The sequence below is a fragment of the Methanofollis sp. UBA420 genome (genome assembly GCF_002498315.1).
In the GTDB taxonomy this organism is placed as follows: Archaea; Halobacteriota; Methanomicrobia; order Methanomicrobiales; family Methanofollaceae; genus Methanofollis.
In genome coordinates, this window is the sequence record NZ_DAGX01000006.1 from 66,173 (window position 1) to 77,556 (window position 11,384).

The 11,384-nt window shown below is 61.7% G+C and carries 11 protein-coding genes; 6 read left to right on the plus strand and 5 right to left on the minus strand.

What is annotated here, in order from left to right; all coding sequences use genetic code 11:
• Positions 1-218: 218 nt before the first annotated feature.
• Entirely contained in the window at positions 219-842 is a 624-nt protein-coding gene (locus tag BP869_RS09990) for a hypothetical protein (protein ID WP_342679282.1), read from the minus strand.
• A gap of 104 nt (positions 843-946) precedes the next feature.
• The gene (locus BP869_RS09995; protein WP_342679284.1) at positions 947-2,164 is read right to left on the minus strand and encodes an FprA family A-type flavoprotein; all 1,218 of its coding nucleotides are present in this window, start codon (positions 2,162-2,164) and stop codon (positions 947-949) included.
• An 87-nt stretch (positions 2,165-2,251) separates the two neighbouring features.
• Between BP869_RS09995 and BP869_RS10000 the strand changes: the two genes are divergently transcribed.
• On the plus strand, positions 2,252-3,019 hold the full coding sequence (locus BP869_RS10000) for a V4R domain-containing protein (protein WP_342679286.1): 768 nt from the start codon (positions 2,252-2,254) through the stop codon (positions 3,017-3,019).
• Between the two features lie 195 nt (positions 3,020-3,214).
• Here the strand turns inward: BP869_RS10000 and BP869_RS10005 are convergent, their stop codons facing one another.
• Positions 3,215-4,345, minus strand: a complete 1,131-nt coding sequence (locus BP869_RS10005; protein ID WP_342679288.1) for a CPBP family intramembrane glutamic endopeptidase — start codon at positions 4,343-4,345, stop codon at positions 3,215-3,217.
• Between the two features lie 374 nt (positions 4,346-4,719).
• Positions 4,720-5,562, minus strand: coding sequence for a deoxyribonuclease IV (locus BP869_RS10010; protein ID WP_342679304.1), 843 nt, complete (start codon positions 5,560-5,562; stop codon positions 4,720-4,722).
• A gap of 99 nt (positions 5,563-5,661) precedes the next feature.
• Here BP869_RS10010 and BP869_RS10015 point away from each other — a divergent pair, with 99 nt between their 5' ends.
• The 5 genes from BP869_RS10015 (at position 5,662) to BP869_RS10035 (ending at position 10,370) form a co-directional block, all read left to right on the plus strand.
• Complete coding sequence (locus BP869_RS10015; RefSeq protein ID WP_342679290.1) at positions 5,662-6,822, plus strand: ABC transporter permease; 1,161 nt, start codon at positions 5,662-5,664, stop codon at positions 6,820-6,822.
• On the plus strand, positions 6,815-7,492 hold the full coding sequence (locus BP869_RS10020; protein ID WP_342679292.1) for an ABC transporter ATP-binding protein: 678 nt from the start codon (positions 6,815-6,817) through the stop codon (positions 7,490-7,492). Before BP869_RS10015 ends, BP869_RS10020 begins: the two co-directional genes overlap by 8 nt.
• Positions 7,489-8,688, plus strand: a complete 1,200-nt coding sequence (locus tag BP869_RS10025) for an ABC transporter permease (protein WP_342679294.1) — start codon at positions 7,489-7,491, stop codon at positions 8,686-8,688. Before BP869_RS10020 ends, BP869_RS10025 begins: the two co-directional genes overlap by 4 nt.
• 5 nt (positions 8,689-8,693) lie before the next feature.
• A complete protein-coding gene (locus BP869_RS10030; RefSeq protein ID WP_342679295.1) occupies positions 8,694-9,899 on the plus strand; it encodes an ABC transporter permease in 1,206 nt (401 codons plus the stop codon).
• A 267-nt stretch (positions 9,900-10,166) separates the two neighbouring features.
• Positions 10,167-10,370 carry a hypothetical protein gene (locus BP869_RS10035; protein WP_342679297.1) on the plus strand — a complete coding sequence of 68 codons (204 nt, stop codon included), beginning with the start codon at positions 10,167-10,169 and terminating at the stop codon, positions 10,368-10,370.
• A 99-nt stretch (positions 10,371-10,469) separates the two neighbouring features.
• On the opposite strand, the gene BP869_RS10040 is transcribed toward BP869_RS10035, so the two are convergent.
• On the minus strand, positions 10,470-11,384 hold a 915-nt coding region (locus BP869_RS10040), incomplete at its 5' end, for a hypothetical protein (protein ID WP_342679299.1).

Sequence of the window (11,384 nt, forward strand, 5' to 3'; positions counted from 1 at the left end):
GAAAACCTACGGTTTTCTCAAGCTCCCTTCGGTCGTCACCGCATCAGGATAGGACCGGGGACGGCAAATCCCCCTTCGTGTTCATTGATTTTGCCTTCCGGATCCAATCGCAATTCCGGGGGTCCGGGGGCTGAGCCCCCGGCGCGAAGGTTTAGGAAGGTAGTTGAATCATGCTCATACCCAGAAAAGGTGAGGGGATCTACAAAGCCTAGAAATCCTTAGACTTTTTTTTCCGGGGCAGGGTTCATGAACAACAACGCCATCTCCTCCTTCGTCAGCCTCCGCAGGTAGAAGTTCCCGACCGCGGCGATGATGACCGCCCCGAAGAGGTCGAAGATCAGGTCGGTCATCGTGTCGTCGAGGCCGTGCTGGAGGGCGGTCCCGAGGAAAGTGTCGAAAAGATACTCGTAGATCTCCCAGAAGGCGCCGAGGGCCATCGTGAAGATCACGATGAAGAAGATGATCATCGGCCTGGTGAGCTGCAGGCCCGAGTACCGGTCGACCAGGAGGACGAGGACGAAACCCAGGACCGAGATGGTGATCGAGGAGACGAAATGCGCGATCTTGTCGTAGTACGGGGAAAAGAGGATATAATAATCGCTGACATGGCCGGCGACATGGAGGAAAAGGGAAAGGGCGATGAGGAGGTTCACTTCCCAGGGCATCGAGATATCAAACCTCCTCCTGACGAGGTACGGGACGGTGGTGAGAAAAAAGGCGAATGAACCGACGAGGCCTAGGAAATAATCCCCCCTGGCAAAACTGTACCCGACCTGGAGGAGGATGAGACCCTGTACAGCGTAGGCAAGGAGGATCCCGGAAAAATTCAGCCGGCGCCCCATGGAATGATGCCTCTATGGGATGCCGGCCATATAAGATTACCCGGAAAAAGAGGGGCGAGGTTTTCCCGCCCGGAAGTTAGGCATGTGCAGTTTTTCCCCGGCATTTACACCCGTTTTACCCGTTCGGCAAGGGCAAGGCCGGCCCGGTAGCACGCCTCGCGCTCGTCGGCGTCAGGCCTGAAATAGACCTCCATGCCGCCGTCGATCACCTCGATCCCGGCCTTCTTCATGTCGCCGGCGATCTGCTCCACCGCACCGCCGTGGCCGCCGTGCGAGCCGAAGGCAAAGCCGACCTTCTTCTCCGCCAGCCGACCGGGCCGGAGGCCGCGGAGGTACGAGAGGAACCCGGCGACCGTCGGGAGGACTTCGTCCTCCAGGGTCGGCGACCCGACAAGGAGAGCCTTCGAGTCGAGCATCTCGGCGACGATGTCTGAGCGGTGGCACCCTTCATACCTCCCATCCTTGAGGAGGCAGACCTTCACCTCGAGGCCGCCGTCCATCGCGCCGTCGGCAAGGGCCTTCGCCATCATGTCGGTCGAACCGTGCATCGTGTCATAGACGATCGTCACCTTGTCTTTAGAGACACCCTTCGACCACTCGACATAGGAGGTGACGATATCGGCGGCATGGGAACGCCAGATAATCCCATGGGAGGGGGCGATCATCCTGATCCCGATGCCGAGGTCGCCGACCTGGCCGAGTTTTTTCAGCACTTTCGGGGCGAGGGGGATGATCAGGTTCGCAAAGAACTTCTTCGCGTGACCGAGAGCGGCGTCCTTCCCCAGTTCATCGTCAAAGCGTTCGGACGACGCAACATGCTGACCGAAGGCGTCATTCGGGAAGAGGATCTCCTCTTCGGCGAGGTAGGTGAACATCGAGTCTGGCCAGTGGAGCATCGGCGCTTCCAGGAAGACCAGGGTCTTTTTGCCGAGGTCGAGCGTCTCGCCGGTCTTCACCACCTTCAGGTTCCAGTCCTTCGTGTTGTAGTGGCGGGCAAAGCCCTTCACCGCGACCTCGGTGCAGTAGATCGGGACGCCGGGGAGCATCTTTGCGATCTTCGGCAGGCCACCCGAGTGGTCCACCTCAATGTGATTTGCAATGATCACGTCAATCTTTTTCGGGTCGATGACCGAGGCCACCCGGCCGAGCACCTGGTCCTCGAAGCCAGGATAGCAGGTGTCGATGAGGGCGGTCTTCTCCTCGCCGACGACGAGGTAGGCATTGTAGGTCGTCCCGGGCAGGGTGTAGCCGTGGTAGTCGCGGAGGTTCCAGTCGATGGCGCCGACCCAGTAAACGCCCTGTGCAAGTTCTGTCGCTTTCATTTCTTTTCACCTTTTGTTCGTACTGTTACTAACATTCTGTAGTATACGAACAAAACTATATGATTCTTCCGGCACCATCTCTGAGAGATGGGTGCGGCGCGAAAAGGAGGATCGATCGAACTCTTCGCAAGCAGGGGAGGAGTTCATGCGGTCAAAAGCCCGGTCAGGGTGGCGATCCTGGAGATGCTCGCGGACGGGGAGATGCCCTTCGACACGATCGTGGAGAGGACCGGGAGGGCGAAGTCAACGGTCTCTGTCCACCTGCGAGATATGGTGGAGGAGGGGATCCTGGGGGAGCGACCGGATCCTGCAGATGCACGGCGGAAGATCTTCTTCATCGCCGCCGACCACCTCGGTGCGCTCTCGGCCATGGACCGGATACCGGAGGAAATCGCACGTTATGCGGTTGAGTACAATGAGGGGGATGGCGACCCCTTCGCCTTCTACCGCCTGATGTTTCGGACCCTCAGGACGATGCTCATGCAGACCGGCGTCAACCTCGACCCTGTCCTCTTCGAGGCAGGGAGAAAGGTCGGCGAGGCGGTGGCGCCGGCCCTCACCGACCAGAACGCAGGAGATTTTCTCGGCAAAGTCGCCCGTTTCTGGGAAGAGCACCGCCTCGGACGGGTCGAGGCCGGCCCTGCAGCGCCCTTCGAGGTCTTTGTCTATGACTGCTTCGAGTGCGCCGACCTCCCGCGGATCGGGCGACCCGCCTGCTCCTTCGACACCGGCATCCTCACTGCTGTCTTCTCCGCACAGTTCAGGAGGGAGATGGAGGTCACCGAGACGCACTGTTATGCCGCGGGCGATTCTTACTGCCGGTTCGTGATCAGGGAAGCCGGGCCCAAAAAATAACTCATCATACTTTTTTCGGCATTAGGGCATCAGAGGAGCATAGAACATCAAAATGTCTCTACGCCCACGGAAAAAATAAAGCAGTTTCGGACGGAAAACTAGATTTTCAGGATATTCTGGTCTGCCATTCCGGATTCGATCTTACGTACATGAACTCTCAGATCCAAAAAAGGGATCGGTCTCCCGATTGGGAGGTCACACACCGCCGATCCCGAGAATGATCAGGGAGAAAAGAATGAAGTCATAGGTGGCATGGGTGATAGCGCAGACGGTCGTGTTCGTCCTGACCCTGAGGTACGCAAAGACCAGGCCGGCAAGGAGGACAGAGAGAAGGCCGTCCCACGCGTACTGGTAGGCATGGAGGGCGGCGAAGACGAGGACCGAGAACGCGATGCCAAAGCGCGGCTGGAGGACGCCGCGGATCGCGAGTTCTTCGCCCACGCCCGCGACGACCGCCGCAACCAGGGCGGCACAGGGTGTCAGGTACGAGGCGAAGAGCGCCTCCGTATAATCGGCGTCGGTGACGTACCAGCCGAAATAATTCCAGACCGCCGTGATCGCGTGGTCCACGACCGAGAAGACGAGGACGAGGGCCACACCGACGCCGAGGGCGAAGGCGACAGAGCGGAGAGTCGGCATCACGACGCCGAGGCGCTCCAGGGCCTCGGGAAGAGACCTCTTCACGAAGAGGCCGACAGCGATGAAGGAGCCGAAGATGGTCCAGAAAAGACCGTATGCATCGGATTTCGCCGCGTCTGCCGGGGAGATCGGCGCGATGGCGAACTCCGCGTTTGCCATCAGGTCGACGAGGGGCGGGTGGCCGATGACCAGGAGGGGGATGGGCGGGATGATCATGAGGGCGGTGATCATCACAAGGGCCACGGTGTGGACAAAGTTGTCAGGGTCGATCGGGATGTACCGCGCAAGATAGAGGCGGACCTGTCGCGAAAAGCCGAGCAGGCTGACCCCGGCCGCAAGCAGGGAGAGGAGCAGGCCCTCGAAGAGGGCGAGGACCATCTCGAAAGGCGGTTCTTCGACCTCAAGCAGGGACATCCAGGGCGCCAGACAGAAGAACCAGGAGACAAGCGCAAGCGCCAGGACGAAGATGACGGCAAGGGCCGCAACGACAGGGCGCAGGCGCGGACGGTCGAGAGAGAGGAAAGCAAGGAGGGCGATCAGAAAGATCGGTGCCGCCTCGGCCCCTGTCGAGAAGAAGAGGCCGATGTCGCCCTGCGGGTCGCCGGAGAGACCAACGACGAGGGCAAGCGCTCCGGCAAGGAGGGCGAGCAGGATCAAAAATGGGTGGAAGGTGGATCTGTCCATCATGATATCAGAAGATCACTGTACGCCCGCGGATCATAAATATCCGCCTTCCACCCGATTTTTCGGCTTTGCAGAATCGCTCATGAAACGCACGCCTCAAGCATACCGGATGAAAATAGTTTCGAAGAGATCTCCGGGGCGTGGAAGGTTTCTTGATCCCTCTTTTCACGATAGAAGAACAGGTAGAGACCTCGCTCAATCGCCGCCCCCACCTATCCTCTGTCTGTGGGGGGTTCCGGGATGAAGATAGGGTCTGGAAGGCAAAGGGCCGATCATTCTGAGGCGAGATCGATCTGAGAATGAAGATTTCTACAGAGCCCCCTTTTTCAGCATTTACACGGTCGGGTCAGAAAAACAGGAGGCCGGAGACCCCGCTCCTATGCGCCAGCGAGTTCTCTCACCATCGCGATGTTCCCAACATCGTCTCGCCGATCGTCCACCGGGGTCTCGCAGATCAGGGGAAGGCGGCGGACCGCCGGGACCGCGAAGAAGGCGCGGAAGCCTTCCTCCCCGATCGCCCCCAGGCCGATATGCTCATGGCGGTCGAGGTGCGAGCCGAGACCGCCCTTGCAGTCGTTGCAGTGGACGACACGCAGGCGGTCGAGCCCGATCGCGTCGTCGAAGGCGTCGAGGGTCTCCCCGACGAAAGTCTCCTCCCGCAGGTCATAGCCCGCGGCAAAGGCATGGCAGGTGTCGAAGCAGACGGCGGCCCTCTCTTCAGGGAGGGCCTCCAGGATCAACCTGATCTCCTCAAAATTACCGCCAAGACTGTTCTTCGTCCCCGCCGTGTTTTCGAGGAGGAGGACGGCATCACCCTCAGCCTCGTCGAAGGCGTGCAGGACGCCGTCGATGAGCCGCCGACGCCCGCCCTCGATCCCGGTACCCAGGTGGCTGCCCAGGTGCATCACAAGGAAGGGGACGCCGAGGTGGTCGCAGCGCCTGAGTTCGGCGGCGAGGGTCAGGACGGACTTCTGGTACACCTCCTCCTTCGGGGAGGCGAGGTTCGGCAGGTACGGCATGTGGACGACGGCCGGGCCGATCCCTGCGGCTTCGAGGCGGGAGCGGAAAGCGGCGGCATCGCCATCGGTGAGGGGCCTGAACATCCACCCCCGCGGGTTCCGGGAGAAGATCTGGAAGGTGGTGCACCCCCGCTCCCCGGCCCGCCCGACGGCATCGGCAAGGGACCCGGCGATGGAGACATGGCAACCGACGCGTAGCATGGAGATGCGTGTGGCATCAGGGAAGATGAGGGTGACGATCCGGAGAGGCTCCGGACCGGCACGTTTATTGCCGCGCCGCTCAGGGATGCAAGTGTCGGTATGATCTTTTTTGAGTTCGCCAGGCGAAACGTGCGCCTCCACTGGCTCCGGTCCCTCCTTGCGGTGATCGGGATCGTCATCGGGGTCGCCGCCATCGCATCGATGGGAATCCTCGGCAACAGCCTGGTGCTCTCCATCTCCGAGACCCTCACCGACGTCGGCGACACCATCGTTATCACGCCCCATACCGGCGGCGGGAACGGGCCGCCCGGCGCCTCCTCGAAGGGGATCTCGGACAGGCAGGTGACTGAGATCCGGCGCGCTGTCGGGTCGAATGTCGTGGTCCCCCTCTATGTAGGCGGGGACCGGGTTGTCATTGGCGGCGAGGTCGGGGCCGCATCCATCTACGGGATGCGCCAGGAGGACGTACCTGAACTCCTCGACCTCGAAGACGGTGTCTACCTGCGGGGTCCGACAACGGCGATGGCCGGCGCGAAACTCGCCGAAGAGTACGACCTCAGGGTCGGAAGCCGGGTCAGGGTCGGCGACGAGGAAGAAAAGCTCAGGACATCCGGGATCATCAGGGAGCGGGGCGTCGGTTTCGACATCAATCCAGACTACGCCCTCGTCGTCTCAGACACCTTCTACCAGGACTTCTACGACGTGGACGAATGGGACCAGGTGATCGTCAAGGTGCGCGACCTCAACGAGATCGACGCGGTCAAGGCCGCCATCGAGGACCAGCTCAACAGGAGAGAGCAGGTGGTGAACGTCCTCGACACGAAGGCGATCCTGGAGACCCTCATCGAGACCTTCAACAGCATCTCGACGTTTACCACGGCCATCGGCGGCATCTCCCTCGTCGTCGCCGGGGTCTCCATCTTCAATGTGATGATGATGTCGGTGACGGAAAGGACAAAGGAGATCGGGGTGATCAGGTCCATCGGCGCCCTGCAGAAGGAGGTCCTCCTGATGTTCCTGTACGAGTCCCTCATCCTCGGCCTGACCGGGAGCGCCATCGGAGGCCTCATGAGTTTTGTCGGCGGCTACCTCGCGGTCAGCGTCATGCTCCAGGACACCTCGTACCTCTTTGTCCCTTCAAGCCTTGTCTACGTCCTGTACGGGATGGCCTTCGGCATCGGCACGAGTATCCTCTCCGGCCTCTACCCCGCGTGGAAGGCCTCCCATGTCAACCCGATCGAGGCGTTGCGGCATGAATGAAGAAGAACCTATCATCAGATTCACGGACGTGACCAAGGTCTACCCCCTGCCGGCAGGCGACGTCGTCGCCCTCGACCATGTCTCCCTCGACGTGATGCCCGGCGAGTTCCTGGCGATCATGGGTCCCTCGGGGTCGGGGAAGTCCACCCTCCTGAACCTCATGGGCTGCCTGGACACCCCGTCGTCAGGGACGCTCTCCATCAAAGGAAAAGACATCGGCACGCTCTCCGACGACGACCTCACCCGTCTCCGCCGCGACCATATCGGCTTCATCTTCCAGCAGTTCAACCTCATCCCCCTCCTGAATGTCATCGAGAACGTGGAGTTCCCCCACATCCTGAAGGAACAGAAAGGGGGATGCATCGAACGCTGCCTGGAAGTCCTCGCCGCCGTCGGCCTCGAAGAGGAACTCTTCTCCCACACGCCCGCAGAACTCTCGGGCGGGCAGCAGCAGAGGGTGGCGATCGCCCGGGCCCTCATCAACGACCCCGAGATCCTCCTTGCCGACGAACCGACAGGCAACCTGGACACGAAGACCGGGACAGGGATCATGGAGATCCTGGCTGATATGAATCGACGGGGCAGGACGATCATCATGGTTACCCACGACCAGAACGTCGCCGCGTACGCAAGGCGGCGGATCACCATCGTCGACGGCAAAATCGTATGATCTTCCTTACTTTCGCGGTGCGGAACCTGCGGCGCCACAAGGCGCGGTCCTTCCTCGCCACCCTCGGGATCGTCATCGGCGTCTTTGCGATCGCGTCCCTCGGCGTCATGGGGAACTCCATCAACCTCCTTGCCGCCGCTCTCATCGCCGATGTCGGGGACACGATCATCATCACCCCGCACACCGCCCTCGGCGGCGCCGGGTTCGTCGGCGACCCAAGGACTGTCGTCGCGGCCACCATCCCCGACGCCGACGTCGAGCGCATCGAGAGAGCGGCAGGGGGGAACCGGGTGATCCCCGTCCTCCAGGGGGCCGGGGAGATCACGGTCGGGAGCGAGGGGGGGTACGCGCAGGTCATCGGGCTTGCGACCGACGACATCCCCTATCTCCTCGACCTCGAAGACGGGAACCACCTGCGCACCGGGTCGAGGAGCGCCCTTGTCGGCACCTACCTGGCCAGGGAGTACGACCTGCGGGCCGGGAGCAGGATCCGCCTCGGCGACGAGCAGACGATCGTCTCCGGCATCATCGCCGAAAGGGGATTTGCCTTCGACATCAACCCCGACTATGCGGTCGTCATCGTGGAGGAGAGGTTCCGCTCCTTCTTCCCCGACAGGGAGGGCTACGACTATGTGGTGATCCGGGTCGCCGACCCTGCGGAGATCGACGGCGTCAAGGAGGATGTGGACAGTCTCCTCAACAGACGCGACGACGTCGTCGACATCACCGACTCGCGGGAGGCCCTGCGGCAGATGAACGAGATCTATGCCGCAATGACGCGGTTCCTCCTTGCGATCGGGGCGGTCTCCCTGGTCATCGCGGCGGTCTCGATCCTGAACGTCATGATCATCTCGGTCACAGAACGGAGACGGGAGATCGGGGTGATGCGGAGTATCGGGGCGCTACGCCGCGAGATACTCCTGATGTTCCTGTACGAGGCCCTCATCCTCGGCATCGCCGGGAGCCTCATCGGCGGGGCCTTCAGTTTTGTCGGGGGGTATTTCATCAGCATCGCCGCTGTCCAGGTGCTCACCGCCGGCACCACCTTCGCCGAAGGGGCGACGGTCTTTGACCCGCTCTCGATCGCCTACATCCTCTTTGCCATGGTCTTCGGGACGGTGACGAGCATGGCCTCCGGCCTCTACCCGGCCTGGCAGGCGTCGAGGATGAAACCGATCGAGGCCATACGGGGGTGAAATGGATGCGGACGGCGCAGCGGATCTTTCTTGTCTTTGCGGTGCGGAACCTGAGAAGGCACTGGGTGCGGTCAGGGCTTGCGGCCCTCGGGATCATCATCGGCGTCCTTGCCATCGCATCCCTCGGAATCCTGGGCAACAACCTGATCGTCCTCTTCTCCGGTCTGGTCGCCGATGTTTCGGACACCGTCGTCGTCACCCCCCACCTTGCGGCAGCAAGCGGCGACCCCTTCGACCCCAGGTCGGCCCTTGCCACCGGGATCACCGAAAGGGACGCCGACAGGATCGCACGCGCCGCCGGGGCGAACCCGTCCATCCCCCTCATCCAGACCGCGGAGGTGCTCAAAAAAGGGAGGGAGGGGGGCTTTGTCCCGGCGATCGTCCTCCATGCCGACGACATGCCTCTCCTCCTCCGGGTCGCGGATGGGGCGTTCCCGCCGGGATCGGGAAGAGGGGTGCTCGTCGGGGCGCGCCTTGCCGACGAACTCGACATCAGGGCAGGGAGCAGGATCTCGTTCGCCGGCGAGGACGTCAGGGTTGCCGGTGTCCTGGAGGAGCGCGGGCTTGCGATCGACATCAACCCTGACTATGCCGTCATCGTCACCCACGACTGGTACACCGACCTCCGCGGCGAGGAGGACTACGACAGGGTGGTGATCAAGGTCGCCGACCTCGGGGAGATCCCGGTGGTCAAGGCCGCGGTGAAGGACCAGATGAACAGGCGCAAAGAGGTGGTGGACGTCCAGGACTCCCGGGATATCCTGGAACTGTATTACCAGACCTACGACGCCATCTCGATCTTTCTCCTCGGGATCGGGGGCGTCGCCCTCCTCGTCTCCAGCGTCTCGATCCTGAACGTGATGATCATCTCGGTGACCCAGAGGACGCAGGAGATCGGGGTGATGCGAAGCATCGGGGCGCTACGCCGCGAGATACTCCTGATGTTCCTGTACGAGGCGATCATCCTCGGCGTTGCCGGGAGCCTTATCGGCGGTGCGCTCTCGGTCGTCGCAGGGTATGCGATCACCGCCTCGGTGGCGGAGACGGTCTTTGCCGGATATGGTACCGCACCCACCGCACTCGACGCCGAGGGGGTGAGGGCGATCCTCCTCGGCATCGGCTTCGGGATTGGGACAAGTCTCCTCGCAGGTGTCTATCCTGCCTGGAAAGCGGCGCACCTCGACCCGATCGAAGCGCTTCGCTACGAGTGAAAGGGACGGACACCTATATATACGAGCATATGGATCGTCGATCGCCCAGGGGGACACATGGCTGTACGTGATCAGGGCGGACTCGCTCTCCGTGCACCGCGCTTTCACCGCCGCCAGAGCGGCCATCAGTCGATGGAGGTTATCATGCTACTCCTCGAAGAACGGGACAATGACATTCGAGCCCCGGAGAAATACGGGAGAGAGGAAAGGACATACGAGAGAAAAAGCAAATATTTATAAATCAAGTATCGGGATAATAGATCGAGCATGACAGCAGAGGTTGGAGCAGCAGAGTGGCTGCACGAAATCCTGCAGGGGAAACCGGACACCGGCGATGTCTCCAGACTGCTCACCGTATCCGACCAGGAAGTCCGCGATGCGATCCGGCGCCTCGGCAAGACCGAGAGAATAGAGGCCCTGGAAATCCTGAAACAGTTGAAACTCGCCGAATATATCATGAAAGAGCAATAGACCCCTGCCTTTTTTCTACTACACCGCTACAGAACCCGGAAAGGGTCATTTAATGAGCTAAAAGTCTGCTTTTTTTGTCTTCATCCAGGACGCCGGGGCTCAGGAGGCAGGGATGCAGGAGAGGGTCATATGCCCCGAATACCCCCCTGAACCTGCAAGAACCTGAAGGGAGAAGGATATCGACCGGGCGGCCCGTACCGGGAGGGCGCCCGGGAGGGCGGTCTGGCTGGAGGGGCCATAACTGACCTCGCCGCCGTCACCGAGCGCAGCACCGTATATGACATTCCATGTGCCGTCGGCGCGCTGTCCCAGTCCCATGTCGTCCTGCTCCACAAGAATCGTACAGGGCACATTCCCGATATTTCGCACCGTGGGCAGGTCCGCGGTCCCGAAGTCGGTGTCTCCCACGATCCGGGCGCTGGTTTTGAGGCGGGCACCCCCATAGGGTACCGCAGAAAAGTCAAACTCGCAGCAGGCGACCGGCAGGTAGGTATAAATGCCCGACACCGGTGTCGCAGTGCCTCCAGAGACCTCCACCCGATAATCGCCCGGCATCTGCCAGTATGCAAGGTCGGCTTCCCCGCCCCGCACCGAAGCGGCCCCGGTCTTGAGCGCCGCACGGACGAGGGACGGTTTCCACCCGGGAGCATACCTGACAAGGCCTGCTGCTTCCGCATTCAAGAATGCCTCCCTGCCATTGTCGAGGGGCGAAAGCGCCGCCTCATGGGCCGGCGACCCGTCAGGCATCACCACGCGGGCAGAGACCGCACCGGCGTCCGGGATGCCGAGGACGACCGCCCGGTACTTCACCGTCTTCGTGCTGTCGAAGCTGCAGGGGGGGGAGAACTGGCTCCCGACCGTTTTATGGAGGGGGTCACCGTCCTCATGGAACCGGGTTGCATCCTCCACCCAGAGACACAGGAGTATGGATCTGGTCGTCGGATCGGTGGTCGGGTCGGTGGTCGGGTCGGTGGTCGGATCGGTCGTCGGGCCGGTGGTCGGATCGGTGGTCGG

What these genes read in the sequence shown, in the direction of transcription:
- BP869_RS10025 (WP_342679294.1), top strand. Translation starts at nt 7,489, where the DNA reads ATGATCTTCCTTACTTTCGCGGTGCGGAACCTGCGGCGCCACAAGGCG.
- BP869_RS09995 (WP_342679284.1), bottom strand. Translation starts at nt 2,164, where the DNA reads ATGAAAGCGACAGAACTTGCACAGGGCGTTTACTGGGTCGGCGCCATC.
- BP869_RS09990 (WP_342679282.1), bottom strand. Translation starts at nt 842, where the DNA reads ATGGGGCGCCGGCTGAATTTTTCCGGGATCCTCCTTGCCTACGCTGTA.
- BP869_RS10030 (WP_342679295.1), top strand. Translation starts at nt 8,694, where the DNA reads ATGCGGACGGCGCAGCGGATCTTTCTTGTCTTTGCGGTGCGGAACCTG.
- BP869_RS10015 (WP_342679290.1), top strand. Translation starts at nt 5,662, where the DNA reads ATGATCTTTTTTGAGTTCGCCAGGCGAAACGTGCGCCTCCACTGGCTC.
- BP869_RS10010 (WP_342679304.1), bottom strand. Translation starts at nt 5,562, where the DNA reads ATGCTACGCGTCGGTTGCCATGTCTCCATCGCCGGGTCCCTTGCCGAT.
- BP869_RS10035 (WP_342679297.1), top strand. Translation starts at nt 10,167, where the DNA reads ATGACAGCAGAGGTTGGAGCAGCAGAGTGGCTGCACGAAATCCTGCAG.
- BP869_RS10020 (WP_342679292.1), top strand. Translation starts at nt 6,815, where the DNA reads ATGAATGAAGAAGAACCTATCATCAGATTCACGGACGTGACCAAGGTC.
- BP869_RS10000 (WP_342679286.1), top strand. Translation starts at nt 2,252, where the DNA reads ATGGGTGCGGCGCGAAAAGGAGGATCGATCGAACTCTTCGCAAGCAGG.
- BP869_RS10005 (WP_342679288.1), bottom strand. Translation starts at nt 4,345, where the DNA reads ATGATGGACAGATCCACCTTCCACCCATTTTTGATCCTGCTCGCCCTC.